Origin of the sequence: Atopobium sp. oral taxon 416, assembly GCF_018128285.1 — a bacterium.
In the GTDB taxonomy this organism is placed as follows: Bacteria; Actinomycetota; Coriobacteriia; order Coriobacteriales; family Atopobiaceae; genus Olsenella_L.
Map to the genome: position 1 here is coordinate 448,963 of NZ_CP072380.1, position 20,376 is coordinate 469,338.

General features: G+C 51.4%; 20 protein-coding genes and 1 pseudogene. 8 read left to right on the forward strand and 13 right to left on the reverse strand.

The window, feature by feature from the left end; all coding sequences use genetic code 11:
- The first annotated feature begins 209 nt into the window (after positions 1-209).
- The 4 genes from J4859_RS02425 (at position 210) to J4859_RS02440 (ending at position 4,931) form a co-directional block, all read left to right on the forward strand.
- Entirely contained in the window at positions 210-1,235 is a 1,026-nt protein-coding gene (locus tag J4859_RS02425; RefSeq protein WP_249113849.1) for a MurR/RpiR family transcriptional regulator, read from the forward strand.
- 30 nt (positions 1,236-1,265) lie between these two features.
- On the forward strand, positions 1,266-2,186 hold the full coding sequence (gene murQ / locus J4859_RS02430; protein WP_212332489.1) for an N-acetylmuramic acid 6-phosphate etherase: 921 nt from the start codon (positions 1,266-1,268) through the stop codon (positions 2,184-2,186).
- Between the two features lie 64 nt (positions 2,187-2,250).
- Positions 2,251-3,735, forward strand: coding sequence for a PTS transporter subunit EIIC (locus J4859_RS02435; protein WP_212332490.1), 1,485 nt, complete (start codon positions 2,251-2,253; stop codon positions 3,733-3,735).
- A gap of 122 nt (positions 3,736-3,857) precedes the next feature.
- Entirely contained in the window at positions 3,858-4,931 is a 1,074-nt protein-coding gene (locus tag J4859_RS02440; RefSeq protein ID WP_212332491.1) for a MupG family TIM beta-alpha barrel fold protein, read from the forward strand.
- 199 nt (positions 4,932-5,130) lie between these two features.
- Here the strand turns inward: J4859_RS02440 and J4859_RS02445 are convergent.
- Positions 5,131-5,457: pseudogene (locus tag J4859_RS02445) on the reverse strand (IS30 family transposase); the annotation flags it as partial.
- A gap of 129 nt (positions 5,458-5,586) precedes the next feature.
- Between J4859_RS02445 and J4859_RS02450 the strand changes: the two are divergent.
- From J4859_RS02450 to J4859_RS16675, 3 genes are all read left to right on the forward strand, one after another.
- Positions 5,587-5,796, forward strand: a complete 210-nt coding sequence (locus J4859_RS02450; protein ID WP_212332493.1) for a hypothetical protein — start codon at positions 5,587-5,589, stop codon at positions 5,794-5,796.
- Between the two features lie 162 nt (positions 5,797-5,958).
- Positions 5,959-6,192 carry a hypothetical protein gene (locus tag J4859_RS02455; protein ID WP_212332495.1) on the forward strand — a complete coding sequence of 78 codons (234 nt, stop codon included), beginning with the start codon at positions 5,959-5,961 and terminating at the stop codon, positions 6,190-6,192.
- 641 nt (positions 6,193-6,833) lie between these two features.
- Positions 6,834-6,956 (forward strand): transposase, encoded by a 123-nt coding sequence (locus tag J4859_RS16675; protein WP_256436806.1) that lies wholly within the window; start codon positions 6,834-6,836, stop codon positions 6,954-6,956.
- 1,089 nt (positions 6,957-8,045) lie between these two features.
- Here J4859_RS16675 and J4859_RS02460 read toward each other — a convergent pair.
- From J4859_RS02460 to J4859_RS02505, 10 genes are all read right to left on the reverse strand, one after another.
- Positions 8,046-8,186: a hypothetical protein gene (locus J4859_RS02460; protein WP_212332496.1), complete on the reverse strand. Its 141-nt coding sequence runs from the start codon at positions 8,184-8,186 to the stop codon at positions 8,046-8,048.
- Positions 8,187-8,488: 302 nt separating this feature from the next.
- Positions 8,489-8,680, reverse strand: a complete 192-nt coding sequence (locus J4859_RS02465) for a hypothetical protein (protein WP_212332504.1) — start codon at positions 8,678-8,680, stop codon at positions 8,489-8,491.
- Positions 8,681-9,101: 421 nt separating this feature from the next.
- Positions 9,102-10,163 carry a galactitol-1-phosphate 5-dehydrogenase gene (locus J4859_RS02470; protein WP_212332506.1) on the reverse strand — a complete coding sequence of 354 codons (1,062 nt, stop codon included), beginning with the start codon at positions 10,161-10,163 and terminating at the stop codon, positions 9,102-9,104.
- 662 nt (positions 10,164-10,825) lie between these two features.
- Complete coding sequence (locus tag J4859_RS02475; RefSeq protein ID WP_212332508.1) at positions 10,826-12,187, reverse strand: PTS galactitol transporter subunit IIC; 1,362 nt, start codon at positions 12,185-12,187, stop codon at positions 10,826-10,828.
- A gap of 181 nt (positions 12,188-12,368) precedes the next feature.
- Complete coding sequence (gene gatB, locus J4859_RS02480) at positions 12,369-12,653, reverse strand: PTS galactitol transporter subunit IIB (RefSeq protein WP_212332510.1); 285 nt, start codon at positions 12,651-12,653, stop codon at positions 12,369-12,371.
- Positions 12,650-13,114: a PTS sugar transporter subunit IIA gene (locus J4859_RS02485; RefSeq protein ID WP_212332512.1), complete on the reverse strand. Its 465-nt coding sequence runs from the start codon at positions 13,112-13,114 to the stop codon at positions 12,650-12,652. Before J4859_RS02485 ends, gatB begins: the two co-directional genes overlap by 4 nt.
- A 263-nt stretch (positions 13,115-13,377) precedes the next feature.
- The gene (locus tag J4859_RS02490; RefSeq protein ID WP_212332514.1) at positions 13,378-15,471 is read right to left on the reverse strand and encodes a BglG family transcription antiterminator; all 2,094 of its coding nucleotides are present in this window, start codon (positions 15,469-15,471) and stop codon (positions 13,378-13,380) included.
- A gap of 40 nt (positions 15,472-15,511) precedes the next feature.
- Positions 15,512-16,408 (reverse strand): aldose 1-epimerase family protein, encoded by an 897-nt coding sequence (locus tag J4859_RS02495; RefSeq protein WP_212332516.1) that lies wholly within the window; start codon positions 16,406-16,408, stop codon positions 15,512-15,514.
- An 11-nt stretch (positions 16,409-16,419) separates the two neighbouring features.
- Complete coding sequence (locus J4859_RS02500) at positions 16,420-17,355, reverse strand: hexose kinase (protein WP_212332525.1); 936 nt, start codon at positions 17,353-17,355, stop codon at positions 16,420-16,422.
- Between the two features lie 38 nt (positions 17,356-17,393).
- Complete coding sequence (locus J4859_RS02505; RefSeq protein ID WP_212335082.1) at positions 17,394-18,245, reverse strand: class II fructose-bisphosphate aldolase; 852 nt, start codon at positions 18,243-18,245, stop codon at positions 17,394-17,396.
- A gap of 333 nt (positions 18,246-18,578) precedes the next feature.
- Between J4859_RS02505 and J4859_RS02510 the strand changes: the two genes are divergently transcribed.
- Positions 18,579-19,352, forward strand: a complete 774-nt coding sequence (locus J4859_RS02510) for a DeoR/GlpR family DNA-binding transcription regulator (RefSeq protein WP_212332529.1) — start codon at positions 18,579-18,581, stop codon at positions 19,350-19,352.
- Positions 19,353-19,678: 326 nt separating this feature from the next.
- Here the strand turns inward: J4859_RS02510 and J4859_RS02515 are convergent, their stop codons facing one another.
- Together J4859_RS02515 and J4859_RS02520 are read right to left on the reverse strand one after the other, a co-directional pair.
- Entirely contained in the window at positions 19,679-20,053 is a 375-nt protein-coding gene (locus J4859_RS02515; RefSeq protein WP_212332530.1) for a hypothetical protein, read from the reverse strand.
- Between the two features lie 6 nt (positions 20,054-20,059).
- Entirely contained in the window at positions 20,060-20,206 is a 147-nt protein-coding gene (locus J4859_RS02520; RefSeq protein ID WP_212332531.1) for a hypothetical protein, read from the reverse strand.
- Positions 20,207-20,376: the final 170 nt, after the last annotated feature.

The following is a 20,376-nucleotide window of genomic DNA, read 5'->3' on the forward strand; positions in this document are numbered from 1 at the left end:
CCCCTGTTTCACGAAGTGTCCGGAACAGGGGAGAAGGGATGTCTTGAGGTGGATGAAATGCCCCGGGTGCGACCGGTGGCACGCGGGCGGTAGGCGGTGCTGAGACAGCCTCATCCGGCTGTCTTCGTACCATGCTTTGAAACGAAAGTGTCAGATAGAGCGTATCCCATGATTAAGACATAACATATACATAAATCGTCGGAAACTTGATGGAAGCAGTTGCCTGCAACGATGGGACGACGAAGGAATCGGGATACAGAAAGGGGAGCCAGATGCCTTTGGTACGCAGTCATAAAGCGCAGGGAGGCAGAAGTTCCTCCGAAAGTTCGGCGGCGATGCGCGGCTTCCGCGTGCATCTCGAAGAGTATCGGCCGCTTGCAAGCTCGGCAGAGCGCAATATCGTGAACTTCCTGCTCGAGCATCCGAGGGGCGCTGTCGGCGTCTCGGCACATCGTCTCGCAGAGCTTACCTATACCTCTCCTTCGACGGTTGTGCGCCTCTCGCGCAAGCTCGGCTTCACGGGCTACAAGGAGCTCCAGCAGGCACTGCTCTACGAGCTTGCCGTGGCAAACAAGAGCAGAAATATCGTCTCCGAAGGGGTCATGTCAACCGATTCAACCCAGGAAATTATCGACAAGATCACAGCCCGTAACGCCTCGACGCTTGCACTCACACGCGACGGGCTCGACCCTGCCGCAATTGACCGGACGGTCGAACTCATCCACACGGCGCCGCGCATCAGCCTCTACGGTATCGGCGCATCGCTTATGGTTGCCCACGATCTGCAGCTGAAACTCCTGCGTCTCGATATCCCGGCAGACCTTATAGACGATCTGCACTCCCAGCTCGTCTATGCAAAGAATGAGCGTCCCGGTGACCTCGCTATCGTCATCTCCTATTCGGGTATGACGGAAGACATATTGAGGTGCGCTCGAGCTGCCAAAGCAAACGGCGCCACGATTGTTTCCATCACGCGCGGCAGCTTCTCGTCGCCGCTCGTAAAGATGTCCGATGTGGTGCTTGGGGTCGCAGCAACAGAGCTCGTGCTCAGAAGCGGGGCGATGTCCTCGAGGATCGCACAGCTCAATGTTGTGGATGTGCTGTTCACGGCCTATGTGAGCAGGAACTACGAGAAGAGCATGGAGCATCTCTCGAAGAACTGGATCAAGAGGAGCGAGGTGCCGGAGGAAGAGGCAAGCATCGAGGACGGTGCCGAGCTCGGATGGAAGGACTGAGAAGGGCACAGGAAAGGAGAGGAACAGACAATGGAGACAGGAGATGTGCCCGCGATCGATCTCGATAAGCTCGCGACGGAAGCGCGCAACCCCAGGACTATGCATCTCGATGAGATGAGCCCGCGCGAGCTTGTCGAGGTCATGAACTCCGAGGACACGAAGGTTGCGGGTGCCGTGCACGAGGTCCTGGACGATGTGGCCGTGGCGGTCGAATGGGCACGCGATGCCCTTCAGGCTGGCGGCAGGATCGTCTACTTCGGAGCAGGCACCTCGGGTAGGCTCGGCGTGCTCGATGCAGTCGAGTGTCCGCCGACCTTCGGTGTCTCGCCCGACGTCGTGGTCGGCCTCATCGCAGGCGGCGAGAAGGCATTCGTGCGTGCCGTCGAAGGAGCGGAGGACTCGCTCACACTCTGCGCAGAGGAGCTCGATGCGCTTCATCTGGAGCCACGCGATCTTGCTGTCGGAATCGCTGCCTCGGGGCGCACGCCCTACGTGATCGGCGGCCTCAAGCATGCGCATGAGCTCGGCTGCCGCACGGTCGCGATTGCCTGCAACAAGGGGTCCGATATTGGCAAGGTCGCAGATCTCGCGATCGAACCCTGCTGCGGGCCTGAAGTTCTGACGGGATCGACCCGCCTCAAGGCCGGTACTGCCCAGAAGATGGTCCTCAACATGATCTCCACCGGCGCTATGGTCGGCTGCGGCAAGGCCTATGAGAACCTGATGGTCGATGTGCAGCAGTCAAACGAGAAGCTCGAGGTCAGGGCCCAGAATATCGTTATGACGGCGACTGGCTGCGAAAGAGCGGAAGCAGGGCGTGCGCTCGCCGAGGCAAAGGGCTCCGCGAAATGCGCGATCGTGGCGATCCTGGCGGACGTCACGGCAGACGAGGCGAAGTGTCGCCTCGATGCAACGGGTGGCAAGGTTCGCCAGGCTCTCAAGGGAAGCTGATAAGGGTACTGAGCGGATGGTGTAGGGGGACCATCTGCGAGGTATAGCACAACAAGGAGGAACAATGAGCAAGGATTTCGAAGGGATAGCCAAGAGTGTCCTTGCCGCAGTAGGCGGCAAATCCAATGTCGTGGGCAACATGGCATGTATGACAAGGCTGAGGGTCAAGGTAGTCGATTCTTCTAGGGTCGATGAAGCAGCCTTGAAGCAGGTCGACGGCGTCATGGGTCTTGTCGCTGACGGCGACCGCTATGAGATCGTCTTCGGGCCGGGTGTGGTGAACAAGGTTCTCGAGCCGTTCGCGAAGCTTACCGGCATCAAGCCGGACGATATGGCCGATATCGTGAACGATGCTGCTGCGAAGAACAAGGCAGCGCAGAAGGCGAAGCACGACAAGCCGGTCCAGCGCTTCCTCAAGAAAATCGCGAACATCTTCGTACCACTGCTTCCTGGTATCATCGCCGCAGGCCTCATCAACGGCATTGCCAATGTCATCAACGTCTCGAGCGGCAACGCCTTTGCAGGCGTCTGGTGGTACCAGTGCATCCGCACGATGGGCTGGGCTCTCTTCCTGTATCTTCCGCTCTTTGTCGGTATGAATGCCTGTAAGGAGTTTGGCGGCTCCGGCATCCTCGGTGCCATGGCAGGTGCCCTTTCCATCTCGAACACGGCTATGCCGCTCCTGCTCAAGACGTCTGATGGTGCTGCAGCCGTGAATCTGCCGATCGCGCTTCCGGTCCCAACCTTCGCTAATGGCGCCTTCACGATCAACTTCTCGACGGTCTACAACCCGTCTGCAGGTGGCCTTTTAGGTGCCCTCATCTGCGGCATCTTCTTTGCGTGGCTCGAGAAGAAGTTCCATAAGGTCATGCCGAGTGCGCTCGACACGTTCCTAACCCCGCTCTTCACGGTCTGCATCGGCTCGGTCGTCGCCGTGCTCGTCCTGCAGCCGGTCGGCGCATTCCTGACCCAGGGCATCTTCTTCATCCTGTTCTTCTTCTACAACACGCTCGGCGTTGTCGGCGCCTATCTGCTCTCTGCCACATTCCTGCCGCTCGTCTCTGTGGGCCTGCACCAGGCGCTCACACCGATCCATGCAATGCTCAACGATCCTTCTGGCCCGACCGGCGGTATCAACTATCTGCTCCCGATCCTCATGATGGCAGGCGGCGGACAGGTCGGCGCTGGCCTTGCCCTCTATGTGAAGACCAAGAACGAGCGCGTCAAGACGTACCTGCGCGAGTCCATCCCTGTCGGTATCCTCGGTATCGGTGAACCTTTGATGTATGCCGTGACGCTGCCACTCGGTAAGCCATTCGTGACGGCCTGCCTGGGAGCTGGCATCGGCGGCGTCCTTGCCTGGCTCTTTCATCTTGGTACGGTCTCCCAGGGCGTCTCGGGCCTCTTCGGTCTTCTGATTGTCGTTCCGGGCACGCAGGGATTCTATGTCGTCGCGATGCTTGCAGCCTATGCAGCAGGCTTTGCCTTCACGTACTTCTTCGGCGTGGATGAGGACCGCATCAACGATGTCTTCGGCACCGAAGCTTAAACTTCACTATCTCCGGCGGTTCCATGTCCCGCCGGAATGCAGGGGAGCGGGTCTGCGGCTTGGCTGCAGGCTCGCTTTTTAGGAAAAACACAACTGGATGCAGATGAGCAGGAGGGACCTTCATGGAGTGCGGCATATCGCTCTATCTCTCATCTGGGGCAGACTTTGCGTCGAAAATCGTGGAAAAGGCATCGCTTGCTGGTATCCACTACGCCTTCACGTCGCTTCAGATACCGGAGGAGGATGGCATCGACGATGCGGCGGGGGCGAAGAAGCTCCTTGCGCTCTGCCGTGATCACAACATCAAGCTCATCTGCGACATATCGCCGGCGACGCTCGCAAAGCTCGGATGCCGCGACTATTTCGAGCTCAGGCGCCTGGGTATCGAGTATGTGAGACTCGATGACGGGTTTGATGCCAGACAGACGGTGGAGCTCTCGGGCAGCTTCCATGTGGTCTTCAATGCTTCGACAATTACGGAGGAAGATATAGCGGCCTGGCGGCGCGCAGGAGCAGACTTCACGCGCTTCAGTGCCTGCCACAACTTCTATCCGAAGCCGCTCACGGGGCTCTCGATCGACTACGTGGCTGCTGTGAACAGGAGGCTCAAGGACCTCGGTTTCAAGACGATGGCATTCGTGCCGGGAGACGAGACACTGCGCGGACCTCTTATGCAGGGCCTTCCTACGGTCGAAGCACATAGAGGGGATACTGGTGATGAGCTCGTGTGCGACATGCTCGAGCTTGGCTCTGTTGCGACGGATATCGTACTCATCGGCGATCCCGATGTATCCGATCATGTCTGGCAGCGCATTGGTGAGCTTTCCTGCGGATACGTGAGCCTTGGCTGCGAGGTCGAAGAGCCTTTCCACTACATTTTCGACCGCGCGCAGCATGACAGGCCGGACTCCTCGCCCTGGGTCTTGCGCTCGCAGGAGTCGAGGTGCTGGAAGGATGTGCCGGAGGCGCCCGAGGCAGACAGGCACGGTGAGGTCCAGGTGCAGCCGGGAGACATCCTTATGAGCACGAAGGCGTATGGCCGCTACACAGGAGAACTCGAGATTGCACGCCAGAGCTTTGCGCTCGATGCACGTGACAGGATTATCGGCCATATCGCAGAGTCAGACCGTATCTTCCTGCCGTATCTCGTGCGAGGAGCAGGCTTCAGGCTTCGGAATGTGAGAAGAAGTCTCTGATAAACATGGAGTACCGGGAAACAGTTGCCTTCCGGTACTCTTCTTAGGCAAGGCCTGGCATCGGCATTTCGGAGGCCAGACAGTATCGGAGCATGCACAAAAGGGCTCCTCGGTAGTTTCTATGGGTGAGATTCGCTCAAGGGCCCAGATGAGAGCGCGATATTAAGGGGCAGATTGTCAAGCTGAGTGCAACATCTCCCTAAAGACCTCGTTGGCTGTCCTGTATTTCAGGACCTTCGACCTTCCTCGGCCTGTCGTTGATCAGCTCCACCGCATGCTGCACCTCCTCGTCCGTGACCTTGCTGAAGTCGGTGCCCTTGGGGAAGAACTCCCGCAGGAGCCCGTTAGTGTTTCCCACTGTCGGCTTCTGCCAGGGATGGTGAGGGTCGCAGAAGTAGAACTGCACACCTCCCAAGGCCTTTGTGAGCTCTGTATGCCCTGCGAACTGCTTGCCCCTATCCGGGGTGAGCGTCTCGAGGGGACGTCCCTGCAGCAGCCCGACTTCGGCCTTAGAGACGCTCCTGCTGTCGTGGTGGCATCTTCTCGCGAGACTCGCTGTTAGACCATAATTGACCTAAGAAGGGCCCAAAAGTGTCCGGGCCTTTGCCTACAATGTATGTCGTCAAACAAAGACATCGAGGATCAAAGGACCCGGATGGGTCCAATGATACTGCAGCAGATCAAAAAGATGGGGATCGCCGAGAAGCGCGAGCTCTTAGAGAGACTGGAGGCGCTCATAGCCAAGAAGATGGCAGGCTCTGCACTTGCGGGAACACCCAAGAGGTGCCCGAGGTGCAAATCGCTCAGCTTCTATTGCAAGGGCCACGACGCGTGTGGCCTTAAGAGATGGAAGTGTTGCTCGTGAGGCAAGACCTTCTTTGTAAAGACAAGATCTGTCCTGGCTATGTCAAAGCCCACGGCCGCCACATGGGCCGCATATGCAAAGGGCACGCTTGCAGGCATGACGCTTGAAGGAGCTTGCCGAAAGCTGCCATGTGAGCCTTAAGGACATTGTGGTTTTATGCACATGAGGCTCTTCGAGGTGATGCAGGCAGCGCTTGGCGCCTTCAGGTATGGACCCACCGTCTCCTGCCAAAAGATTGGGATCTACATCGACGAGTCGCTTGCAAACAACAGGGCAAGGTCGAACATCCAGATGCTGAGGGAGGCGCACACGCACGGCCATGTTGTGCATTGCCGTGGCATATCGAACAAGAAGGTCTGCGTGGAGTGCTGCGCGAATGACCTAGGGAAACGATGATTAATTCGCCTCGATGAGGTAGCTGGGGCCACACGCTGTATGACATCGGCTTAAAATGTCTCGAACCACGCAGTGCCCATACCCACATAGATGCCTATCTGTCTTTCTGGATATGGTATAGCTACATCCACACATTCCAGCATATCCAAAAGGCAGATATGGACAGCCAGATGAGCTTTTAAGACCTTAAATCCTAAGGTCTGAGGAGAAAGACCAGGCGAGAGGCATTCCTGGAGCAAATGGATACAATCGTTGTGTGGGATAGCTGGATTGCACTGGTAGATACCAGCTACCACTGACAGGCTCTTGTCAGGCATGTGCACGCTGCAAAGACAAAGCTTTAGGATGTATCCTGCTTTAGGTTATGTTTGCTCCCTTAAGACGAGGGAACTTAAGGATGCTATCCTGGATTGCCACTCCTGGCAGCGCTTCTGTGCACGCAGACCTCATGCAAGCGCAGGTACCAGATGCGACGACACTTGCGAAGATGCGCCATAGCCTTAAAGCGAGAGGAGTTCGGTAAAGCTTGTGCTTCACGACCTGAACTTAGAGCTCGAAAAGGCAGGGATCACGGCGCGGGGCGGCTCCATGGTGGACGCGACCTTCACCTGGGCCCTAAAGCTTCACGAAGAACAAAGACCTTGCGCGCGACCCTTAAAGCGCACCAGTCCAAGAAAGGGGGAGCCTGGCGTATCGGATACAAGGCGCATATCGGCGTGGATACCGCAGGTGGCCTTGTGCATGGTGTGGAGACGATCGCCTAGAATGTATCTGACATATCCTGTGGCACACACACTCGTAAGGGAAGATGACAGGTTCTGCTGCGCAGACTTTAGGCTATATAGGTATAGCGAAGCGCCCTTAAGGACGCATAAAGACCCACACCTCTCATCTATGCGCTAAAGCGTTGCTAAGGAAACCTTCGACCATAAAGGGTCTTAACTGTGCACTCTTGTCCGAGAAGGGTATCGAGTCCAGGAAGGCATGCGTTTGCTCAAAGGCAGAAGCATCCCTTCCTTATCGTGAAGCGGCGCTTCTGCCCCTTAAGGAAGCGCTACAGGAGGATAGAGAAGATGCCTGCACACTTAAGTCTTTCTCGCCCTTGCAAACCTTACTCATGTGCATCTTTTGCCGGCAGGCTGTACCTCCCGGCTCTCAGCGTCGCTTGATCCGTCTTGGAGCCTTCTTGCGGTGCATGGGGCAGGACAAATGTAAGGATGGCGGCTCTTGCACGTGCTGGATGAGCAACCTTTTCTGCCTTTCCCGCATACCGGCCGCGAAAAATCGTGTGGCCGGTCCCCTTTAACACGTTATGGGGCATTAATCATCGTTTCCCTAAGGAAACGATGATTAATGCCTATGCCGGCCGCGAAAGGCCACGTGGCTGGTCCTTTCTGGCGCATCATTGGGAATTAATCATCGTTTCCCTAAGGGACGAATATGCCATCCTCTGTGGCAGGGACAGGCCCACGGACGGGAAGCTGACAGATGCCCTTTCAGGTATCGTCGACAGCTTATGGGTCGCCACTGACGACCATGCAGGATATGCGCGCGTGGCTCTCTTCGCTTGGGGTCTTCAAGCACACGGCGAGCTTAGCCTCGTCAATGCGATGCAGCGAAGGCTGCGCGAGTTCCTGCTTTTTCCCATGGGGTCTTCTACGAAGTGGCTGGGGCACTTATCTTGCCTGCTTTCTGTGGATAGAGCAGGTAAGGCATTCGCAGCGGGAGAAGAAGGATATACTCTCAGGACAGCTTGCAGAAGGCAGGTATGTCCATACCAGGCGTGCGCTCATAGACATGGAGCAGCCCTTCTGGAGCTATTGGAAGGACAGGGGCGTCAGGTCAATCATGGTCTAACAGCGAGTCGCGGCAAGCAGCCTCACTGTCCTGTCGGCAAGCATAAGCAGGCACATGGGCCCGGCTCCGACGAGCGTGTCGTCCTCCCAGTCTCCGAGACGAGACCTCTCATCGGCCTGCTTTGGCCTCTCATCCACGGTGTGGGATATCCTGATCTTGCCTTTGGTCTTAGGCCTCTTGCTGCGATCCTCTTCCCCTTCCTGCGCAGGTGGCGCCGCATCTTGCCTTCGGGGCCGGATCCCGGCAGGTCGAGGGCGGCGGCTATGGACCTCCCGGTAGAATAGTCGAGAGGCTCAACGACGCACCTGCCGCCACCCTCGAGCCTGAGATATAGTCTATCTGCTCCAGGGACCAGTGTCTGTCCATGATGAGTAAGCGCACCTTCTGTGCAAGCGCAGGGTCTGAAAGCCGCCTTTTCGGCCTGCATCTCCTGCGGCGCTCATCCGCCCTCCTTTTGGGCAGCGCAGGCCCTAAAGCGCCCGTGGCGTGCGTTCCTCTTGAGCTTGCGGCAGATGCTGGAGCTGTCCTTGCCGATCTCTGCCGCGATATAGGCAATTGACCTTCCCTTGTGCCACGCAGCTTGGCTATGCAGTCCCTCTCCTGTAGGCTTGAGATGCTTGTAGTGGCACATTCCTTCTATCTTTCGACGTTGATTGAGACAACCAACATCGTAGCCTTCCGGAGTGTGCCACGCTTGCATTCAGCGGGCTATCCTGTTGCACTTAGAATGCTAATCCGCCACCTAAAAATCCGGATTGTTGTGGCTAAATACAGTTTCAGGAAGGCAGGTCTCAGTCTCTGAGGGAGATACCCCAAGAAGGGTTGCCACTCCAATGTACGCTCGCGAAGAATCTGGAGAACCTGACGGAGTATCAAAAGGGACTCTCGGAGCTGAAGCGCGCAGAGGACCATTTCGCCCGCGCATGGACACTCAAGGAGGACCTCAGGGCCGTCTTGAGCGCGGAGGATGCGCAAAAGAGTAGCAGACTGTCTAAGCTGCCTGCCACTCTGAAACTACAACCGCTGATGTTTACACGATTCAGCGCTGCCTTTTATGTTTCACTGTCTATTAGAATTTTGCCTTTAACAGCTCCACGCATGCGGTACATATCAAATGCCCGATCGATCTGGGAGAGGGGGAACTTTTTAAAGATAATTCCCTCATCAAAAGGAATCATGCCAGTGCGATAGGCATCTGCTGTAAGGGTCCACTCGTGTCCCGGGAATGGAGCACTGTAGCTCATCCAGGAACCTGTAAGTGTGAACTCTTTACGGTTGAGGCATTCCCATTCGTCGACAGAGAATTTAATCTCTGAGGTTGGGGTACCAATCAGACATGCCTGACCTCTGTTGCAAACTAACTGAAAGAGCATCTTAGCAGTAAGAGCACTACCAGCGGTTTCATATACGTAGTCATAACCACGACCACCTGTTAAAGCGAGTGCTTGGGCCAGCCAATCCTTATCTTTTGAATTGATAGTACTGGTAGCTCCGAGCTCCCTAGCAAATTCAAGCTTTTCAGGAACAACATCAAACACCGTCAGTTCACGAGCACCAAATGCTTTTGCCCACAGCATGGTGAACATACCAATAGTACCGCCACCTACGATTGCAACATTTTTACCACCATGGTAATCGAGCCGTTCAAGACCGTGTAAGGCAATAGTCGTTGGTTCAAAGAGTGCAGCTTGCTCAAAGGAGACTGAATCATCGAATTTAATTACATTCTGTTCAGGTACGCAGACATATTCAGCAAAGCTGCCAAACTTACGAGAACCAATGAAAATATAGTGCTTACAGAGTGAGAAATTACCTCGTTTACAATCCTCACATTTCATACAGGGAATCAAAGGTACTCCGGCCACGCGATCTCCGGGCTTTACCGACTCAACCCTGTCTCCTACTTCTGAGACGACACCAGAAAATTCGTGACCCAATACATTGGGATAGAAGTGGCAGGCGTCACCTAACACGCGTGGTACATCGGAACCACAGATGCCAGTGTATTTAACCTTTACAAGAACTTCGCCCACTTTTGGCTCTGGCTTGTCAATTGCTTCGTAGCGGATATCGTCATTTGCGTGGACGACACCTGCCATCATTTTTTCCGTCATGGATTTGCTCCTTCAGAGAGGTGGCAGTTTTACTGCTTAACCTCTCTATTGATGTAAAATTCGTTGTCTTGAGATTACTCTGCTTCTTGTGTGATTATTCTCCGCGTTTAGCACCACCGCTCTCGGCAGATGCACCGCCTAGCGCCGACTCATCAATCTCGCAATCAGCACCGCCCCCTAGTCTTCTTTCCTTTCTAGGGCCACCAACCTAGGAAAGGACAGTGATGGCCAACAAGGCACGGGCGACGCCCGTTTTCGGGTACAACCTTTCGCGGCATCCCTGCGACATGCACGCCGTCTTTGGGGGGCACTTAGCACTGCGCAGTGTACGATCGTCTCATATTGCCAGATGTCGAGATGCCTTTAGGTCCTCTCCCGTCTGTCACAGGTGCCGCAGCGCCTGTGACAGACCGGGCTCACCACTGCCTGGCCCTGACGTGTGTCACCCTCACGTGCAGGATTCCCTGCGCTCATCTGCGCTTTTCGAACCAGACGTCTGTGACCTCCATTCATCCCTAAGCCCCCTGGGACCTCTTAAAGAGCTTTGCCAGCATACTTGCCTTGAACATTCATATTGCGCTTTAGGACCGAAGCCTTCCGCCGGCAAAATCCTACCGTCTAGGCACCACGTGCTCAAGGGGATGCAGGAGTGCTGTCCACCATCAGTAGCGAAGAGCTGCAAGTTCAGCAGCACGTTGGCGTGAAGTGTGAACCGCAAAGATCCAGCAGATGATGTAAATTACTGCAATTACGATCATACCTGGCATGTTTTCTTGAGTAAAAATCTGTGTGAAGACATACGTGATCGGGTTGCCACCTTGATCGAGAGAAGCGATGGTAGAGCCTGCTTCGATAGCACCAACTGAGACACCGAGTGCAGTAAGCCAAGGGATAGTCTGGTTGGAGATCCAGATGGTCATATACATGATAAAGAAACCAGAGATTATCGTACGGAACAGGTTACCTCTGTGCACTGCCACTGCCATTGCGATGAAGAAGCCAATGGTAGCAAGGTCCGCGAAGGGAAGAACACGGTTGCCAGGGACAAGGACAGCAATGAATAGCGTTAAGGGTACAAAAATGAGACCAGCAGTTACAACTTGTGAGTCGCCGAGCAAAATAGCAGGATCTAGACCAATATAGTACTGTTCTCCGTGGAAACGTTTATTCATAACTTCACGAGCACGTTCAGTAAGTGGAACAAGGCCATCCATAATGCACTTGACGATCTTCGGCATTAAGACCATAACGGCAGCCATGTTGATACCTAAAGGAAGGAACTCTGAGGGAGTATATCCTGCTAAGAGGCCGATTACGGCACCTAAGATAAAGCCCATAACAACCGGTTGGCCAAATGGCCCAATCTTATCTTGCAAGTTATCTGCATTGATATCGATCTTATTGAGGCCAGGGATCTTGTCGATGATTGCATCGACAACGCAAGCGATTGGTGCCATTGTTGCACTGGTTCCGTGTGGGATGGTAATACCATCGAGTTCGAAGTAGTCAGTAGTAAGCGGAGCCCAGAGATCGCCGAGTTTATATGCAATGATTGCGTGTACAACAACGCCTAAGATACCAATCCAGAAGTTTCCAGTGACTACATAGGCGATTGCTCCCGTACAGGTCATGTGCCAGATGTTCCAGATATCAATATTTACTGTATGAGTCCACTTTAGAAGGAGCATCAAGATATTGACACCGATGGCTACAGGTATTGCGATTGTAGCGATCTCGCTTGCCCAAACGATTGGGGAGTTGCCTGGCCAACCAATATCAACAACACTGAGTGACAGGCCGAAACGTTCACTCATAGCTTCTGCCGCAGGTCCTAGCTGGTTATTCATTAAGCCAACGATTAAGCCAAGGCCTACAAAGCCAACTCCTAATGTAAGTGCTGCAGGTAGAGCTTTTCCGGGCTTAACTCCAACGATTATAGAGATGATGAAAATTACTATGGGTAGCATAACAGACGCACCCATATCGACTATATAATTTATAATGTTTGATATAATTTCCCACATGATTTCTCTCTTTCTTTAGTAAGTGGGTCAGCTAACTCCCAAATAGAGGAATTTAGAAGTTGTATGGGGGGTTGAGCGCGAATTCTGTTGCCGCAGGTTCGCGTTTTTTTATGTGTTTGGGATGTAGGATAGCTTACGGTTCGATGCCTTCAGGTTTCTTTGATCTCAAACATGATGTACTCTAACTTTTATTGAGTACAGCAAGAATTGCTCGTTCAGTCTTCTCTACTCCAATTCCAGAAATAAATGGCATACCAGTTATGCAGGGGATTCCATAGTCCTTCTTAATGCGGGATGTAGGAACAATCAGCACTGCATCATCTAGATGGGAAGGGATTTCAGAAATACGACATTGACATATATCGACATCGATGTCGTTCTTTTTTGCAAGATCCTTTACATGGTTGGCAGCAATAGTTGAAGTTGCAACTGCGCCGCCACAGGCTACAATGACTTTCTTTTTCATAATGTTTGCTCCTTTTCTTTGATGGTATCTATGACGCTTTCTTCACTAGCACTATTCAAAATCTTGGTCAGTGTATTGCCATCCTGAAGAATTTGAATGATGCGCTGTAACTCTTCTATATGTTCATGAGGATCAGTGACTGCAAGCACGAATACGAGTTGTACATTTACATCACCTTCTGATCCCATATCTTCGAAGATGACTGAATGTTTTAAAGTAGCAATAGCGATGCCACTTTTGTTGACATGCTCTACTTCAGTGTGTGGTATTGCAACACCTACTCCATTGATATCAAGACCAGTAGGATACTCTCGTTCACGGTCAATGAGGGCTTGAACATAGCTCTCTTTACCGTATCCCAGTTCAATCAGTTTGCCGCCCACGGTCTGCATGACATCTTCCATGCGGTTCGCATCCGTATTAAGTAAAATTCGATTGGTTTCGAGTTCTTCCCAAATCATGTGTCATCCCCTTTATTCATGATTACATTATAGATGTGCAGGTAGACGCCTTGTTGGTTCATTGTTCTGCAATTTGATTGCAAAGGGGTTGTCAAATCTTTAAGCAGTGGTAGTGTAATTAAAATAAATTGTGTGTTTATGCTCGGCACCATTCACTGTAAAAAATAAACCGCTCACCAGGTATCAAGCGTGAACGGTTTTGGTATATGTAACTAAACAAAAGAATATGTACTTGAGGCTTCACAGCATTTTACAGCCCTAGACTACTTGCTTAGACCAATCTCTTCCATCTGAAGGATAAGCGCTGCCTCATCAGGCGTAGTAGCTTCACGGAGTGACTCTCTGACCCCAGGTTTCCTCATCATGTTAATGAGATTAAAGAAGGCATGGAGATGCTTTTTATGGTCCACAGCAGAGAAGCAACAGACGAACTCGACAGGGTCGTTCTCCTCTGATCCAAAATTGATAGGTTTTGCTAACCGAATCAGTGAGAAGCCAACTTCAAGTGAACCTTGATCGATTCCTTCATGAGGCATTGCAAAACCTGGACACAGTACGATGTAAGGTCCATTTTCTTCAACGTTTTTAATGCAAGCATCTACGTAGCGTGGTTCTATATAGCCACCCCTTACTAATACCCGAGCACTCTCACGGATGGCTTCTCTCCAATCACTACACGCAACGTCGAGACGAATATGTGAGGGTCTCAAAAAATCATGTGCAGCAGGAGAGGATGGATTGTCGGTGTGTTGCGTATCTTCGGCAAAGTAACTATTGACTGCCCGGCGGATAGCGCGCATCAACTGCGGAGCGTGACTACTATCTAAATCGTAGACAATTGGCGCTATTGTACTCACTACCCCTTGAGCAGAAGGCTCAGTATTGTTTCTCGATTTCGATGCTGTAGCAGAAAGGCTTTGCGCGCTGCGCAATAAGTCAATAGTTTGAGAGAGCTTTAGTTGGTCTGTTTCTTTAAGAAGTGGGGATACCTGTGTCCATCCGACTGCGCAAGATTCTAAAGGTACAGTCGAGATGACAAGATCAGCATCGGTAGGAGAAAGCTTCTCAGCTTCATGCGCGGTAACAGTACTTGAAATCTGTATATTGAAACGATGCCGTAGTTCTTGTATTAAGAGTTGAGATGTACCAACACCAGCGTTACTAGCAAGTATGATGCGAAGGTCTGGATTTTGTTCCTTTTTGCGCTCAATAGCTGCGCAAACATGTAAAGCAATATAGCCTATCTCTAGATCTGTCAGTTCGCGGTGAATATGTGAGCGAACTGTATCGTCACAGGCACGTACTGCATCTACGATTGGCTTGTTCTGTTGTACAACCTCACGCACTAAAGGAGTGTCTGGATATTCAACGGGATCGGGTTTTAGAACGGATTCTAAGTGATTCGAGAGATTTTCAAAGAAGATGAAATCATCATTCAAATTGATGCCTAGCTCATCTGAAAGGCGTTCAATGAGAATCTTTGTCAGCAGCTGTACCTTTGGAGCACTGGAAGGTTGAAGGTCACGACGGATGTACCGTTGCTTTTCTAGTAAATCCGCAAGCGTATCTACTTCTGCTTCATCGTGTTCCAGTTTGTACATTTGTACGATACTGATCCAAATATTACATGCCATATCATGCAAGATACTGTCACTATGTTGAGCCTGTGTAATCTGCATACCTTTGGAGCTGCGCATTTGTGCAATGCAGAGATAGCTCAAGACATGGTGGTGCGCATAGCCAGTTAATACACAACCCCACTGCTCTTCTTGTTGAGAGAGGATAGCATCGATAGAATCTCTTTTTTCTTTGTCAAGATCCGGCTGAATTGGCAACAGTGTTGCCGCAGGACTTTCTTTTAAATCTAAGAAGAGTTGCAACAAGAGATGACGTTTTGAGCGCTCGTCACCTTTAATCGTAATACCTTTGCTTGCCTGTGAGCGAAAGGTAAGTCCAGCCTCACTGACTTTGGTACGGATCTCTGGTAAGCTTTTAACTAAAGTATTACGGCTAATATGCAGTTTTTCTGCCACTTCTGCAATGGTTGTTGGTTTATCGGTACAGAGGATGTGGATACATGCAAGACTAACACGCTCTGTAGGTGTTGGCTGATAGTTTGAGGTATCGAGTGGAATATCCTCTGTTAATAGGTGCGAAGGGTCTTCTGGGCATACAACTGCACCTGAACGTTCGAGCGTTACGCCCGCGCGTCCAGCGTGTAGTAGTGAGTCATTGAGACTTGCTATATCATTTCGTATTGTGCGCTCGGACACATTAAAGTGTTGAGCAAGGCCAGAAAGTGTCAGCTTGGATCCCTCTGCAAGAAGCTGGACAATTTCTGCCGTCCTATGGTTCATAGTTCCCTCATGTCGTGCAATTTAGTTCTTATATCAATTATTAGAATACGTTAATAGTGAAACTACGGGAAATACTCTCGTTGGGGGGTGCAATAAGGCAACCATGCTTATGCTCGAATACATTGTCTTCATCTGAGCAGGTAGAAAGTCCTCCCCAGGGTTCAAGTGCAACAAAATCCGCTTGAGGTTTAGACCAGATAATCAGATAGGGGAATTCGGGGAAACTCAGATGAATTCCGTGTGTATGTTGTTTATCAGAGTATTCGAGTTGACGACTATTAAGCGTGTCATAGATAGTTTCGGCTTTTGCAAACAACTCGTGAGAAAGGGCGACGACCCGTCCTTTGCGTGGGGAGGTTACATTGTTTTGAGGCGCTACCATGCGGCGATCTACATCGATAAGACCACTTTCTGCAAGGGGTGTTGGAACTGACTGTGGTTCTTCCTTCTCAAACGTCACCTGATAGTCGTAGTAGCTCTTTCCAATTTCAAGGGGGCATCTGAATGCAGGGTGTCCTCCGATATAAAATGGCAGGTCTTTGTTACCGTGGTTGATAACCTCAAAGGTCACAGTGAGCGTTGCATCTGCTATCTGGTAGTGGGAACGGAACTCAAAATCAAAAGGATATTGTTCTTTGAGGATGGGCGTGGTCGCAAGTGCAAAGGTTGCAGAATCTTTAGTCTGATCAATCAGTGTGAATTCTTGTTTTCTCGCAAAACCGTGACGAGGCAGATTGATGGTATCCCCATCAAGAGTTGTGGCAGTATTGTTTCTCAGAGACCCGCAGATAGGGAAGCAGATTGGAGCCTGTCCACTCCAGACCGTCGGATCTCCCTGCCACAGATACTCCAGGCCTCCTGCTTTGATAGAGATAAGAGTACCTCCCTTCGTTGTGAGTCCCACTGTAAGTTTCCCAGATGTAATGCTCAATTCCATGGTTTCCTCTCCTAAAACTCTTCTACGGTTGTGTGTGCGAAGATATCGTCCCAGCTATCCATCTTCAGATGTCCTGTCTGTAGATCCATTGCATTTAAAGTGCCGCAGACGTTTCCGATTTTTAAGGTTGTCTTTTCATCAGCACCACCAGCAATTGCATGTGCAAAGCCTGCGATCGTTGAGTCTCCTGAGCCTGTTGCGTTGACTGCTTTGATTGAAGCTGAATGAGCACGCAATCGTTTCCCGTTATGAAGAGCGATAGAACCATCCTTGCCCATTGAGACAACGACCCACTCGATCCCTGCAAAACGATTATCCTGTGTCAATGTATCCATAAGTTTGTCTGTCTCGTTTGATGCAAAGGATGTGTTGAGCAGGCCGTTGATCTCTTTCAGATTGGGCTTAACAAGGGTAGGTTTTGTGTCTATCACAAGTGCTGCTTTCAAAGAGGTACCAGAGGTATCGAGAAGTACCGGGACGTTGTTCTGGCGTGCGATAGCAACAAGTGTTGCATAGGTGTTGGCGGGAAGACCACGAGGAAGACTGCCGGACATGGTCACAACGGAGGCTTTCTCTACGAGCTTAGTGAAGTGTGCGATAAAAGTGTTAAGTTCTTCTTCGCTTACAACAGGTCCACTCTCCAAAAGTTCGGTTTGATTACCTTCGTGTAAGATACTCAAGCATGTGCGGCTTTCACCTGCAATGGGTGTGAAGTCATTGGGAATATTGTCTTCTTTCATAAGATCAGAAAGTAGGGCTCCCATATGACCACCGAGAAGGCCGGTAGCTAATACTTGATCTCTTAACTGAACAAGTACACGGCTCACGTTCAATCCCTTGCCACCTGCGGTCTTGTGCGGAGCCACATGGTTCACATCGTTAATTGCAAGATGATCAAGCGAGTAAGCGGTATCGATTGAGGGATTCATAGTGACTGTGAGAATCATGTGTTCCTCCTCCTTTGCTAGGGTGGTAAATATAGCTTTTAAGCCTTATTGGTTGAGCCTAAGTTGTCCATATGCGAACAAACTACTTGATAGATGTTATGCATACCTTCTTTGCTCGGCTTCTTCGGATCAAAGCATGCAGGATTTTGGATCATATAGCCCATAAATCCTTTAGTAAATGCTTGGCGCAACTCGGTTGCATAGTTGACTTTGCAGATACCGTTTTGGATGGCCTCTGCTACTTGATTGTCAGGTACTCCAGAGGTTCCATGTAAAACTAAGGGGATATCGACATGTTTGCGGATTTCCTTTAAGATTTCCTGCTCGATGTGTGGGGTTCCTTTGTATATACCATGAGCGGTTCCCACCCCAACTGCAAGTGAGGTGCAGTGGGTGCGCGCAACGAACTCCTCGGCTTCTGCTGGATCAGTGAAAGGGTTTTCTCCCTCTACTGCCGGTCTGTCATCTTCCTTACCACCAACTTTACCGAGTTCTGCTTCTACAGGAACTCCCATAGAGCCTGCTACTTTGGTGACGGAGGAAGTGAGGATTATGTTGTCTTCAAAGGGTACATGTGAACCGTCGATCATAATGGAGGTATAACCTGCACGGAGTGCTTGCATACAGCGTCCAAAGCTATCACCATGATCAAGATGCAGCGCTATCGGAATACGTACACTCTTTGCTGCGGTTGTGACCATTGCGACAAAGTAGTCCAGATTTGCGTACTTTATCGTCCCTGGAGTGGTTTGCATTATGACAGGAGAGTTTTTATCTTCAGCGGCTTTAATGACTGCCATTACAAACTCAAGGTTCTCGACATTAAAGGCACCTACTGCGTAGTGACCGGCTTGTGCGTTCAAAAGCATCTCTTTTGTTGTGGTAAGCATACTGTTCTCCATAGTCTCCTATGACTTACTGTTTTGCTTTTAGAAACTTTGATTTTGACCGGTCTTTTTATTTGTTTGAATGCATTCTAAGTGTAAACGACCTAATACATGCAGGTAAATAGGTAAAAATAATGCTCATGAGTGTAAAATGAGGAAATACATTTGCTTGTTTTTTGATATATAAAGATCAAAAAATCTTTTTATGGCAAATAAAAGATATAAAAAGAAACATGTTATAGTGGGACTGGATAAGATTCTATCGTCACAATTTATTCACATATTGATTTGTAAGCACTGTGGTCAGATAGTTGCATAAGTAGAGATTGGGAAATCATGACAGAATTCGCTGAGGAACGCCGTACAGAAATTCTCAAGCTTCTGGATAAGAATGCCTCAGTACAGGTCTCAGAGATTGCACAGCAGTTCGGTGTGTCTCGAGTGACTGCACGCTCAGATTTAGATACTCTTGCAAAGGATGGAAAGCTTCGCCGTACACACGGTGGTGCTGTCTCACTCGGTCGTGCACTTACTGTCTCTGTTCAGGATAAACGTATGAATGTTAATGTGGAAGCGAAGCGTCTTATTGCCGAACGAGCAGCAGAATTTGTACAAGATTCTATGTCCGTTTTGGTTGATACCGGTACAACAGGGCTTGCTCTTGTTCGTGCTTTGCGTGAACGTAGAGGCCTTATGATTATTACTGCAGACCTAACCATTGCAGATTATGTAGATAGATCGCTACCAGAGTCAGATGTCTTCCTACTTGGGGGCAAGCTGCGTAAAGGTCATCGCTACGTAACTGGCCCTGCTACTGTACGTGCGCTCTCTACACTCCACCCTGATATTAGTTTTGTGTGTCCTACGGCTTATTCATCACAGAATGGCTTTGCTACAAACTTTGAAGGCATGGCACAACTGAAGCAGGCTTTCTTGAAGTGTGCTGCTGTTACCTACGTGATGATGGATGCGGAGAAAATAAATGCACCCGGGCTCTTTAGTTTCGGTTTCCCTAAGGATGCAGATGCAATCATCTGCGACAGTGATCCTATTGGCATCATGGCTGATGCTACAGAGGATATCTCGACGCGACTCATCTTAGCGAAATAGTTATAAGTTTGGATGGGTGTGAACGGGCTGGGTTTGTTCGACATGGATTGGCTCTTGCTACCGAAAGCCCGCGTCCGATGGTGTCCCCACCCTAGGGAAACGATGATTAATGCCCTATGACGTGCCAGAGAGGACCGACCACACGGCCTTTCTAGACCGGCATGCGGGAAAGGCAGGGAAAGATTGTGATGCCCTTCTAATTGTCAAGTCGTTTTGAACATGCGGTTCTGGGCAATGATGTCATAGTACAGCTCGCGCGCTATGTATCGCTTGACGCATCGTATTGCCTCGAGCTTGGAGTGTCCCTTAGACATCTTGCGGGCCACCTAAGCGCGAGTCCTGTCGTCCGTCCTCAGCCTTCCTGGCGCAGCGATGTGTATCGCGCTGTTCGCTGCCCTGCCAGCGCCCCTGTTGAGCCTGTGGCGCGTTGTGAGCCCCGACGACACAGGACACGCTGCCACCCCGCACAAGCATCGCGAACGACGACTCGCTGCTTGAGCCTCTCCGGATTGTCCCTCCACGGTGATCATCAGCTGGACAGCGCCCTGCGAGCTGACGCACTTCTCCTCGAGGATGGCTCCGATGGTCGTACCGAGCTCGCCCACCTCGTCGAGGTTCTGGTAGCGATCGGCGAGCGTCTTGAGGGCGATGCGCCCGTCCTTGACGCAGCGTGATCTGGGGACGAGGCGGGCGGTTGTCATCGCGCACTACTGGTCGCGCACGGCGTCAGGGGCCGAGACGATCAAGGAGCGGATCTGCTCGATCGCGGCCTTGTGCGCCTTCAGTGCGGACGCCCTCGCCCTGGTCAGGACCCACAGGCTCTCGACCATTCTGTCCTTGGCCTTCACTGTCACGCACCACACCCCGCTCCTGGCTGTGTTGTGTCAATAGGTCTTGCGCGAAATTCACATCGGGATTTGAGCGGAATTCCCGCGTGAGGTGAGCGGACCCTGCGCAATTGTGCCAGGGTCCGCCCCCGTCAGAAGCGGAGGTGTGGGTCCCTAATCCGAGCCTCCCGCGTCGC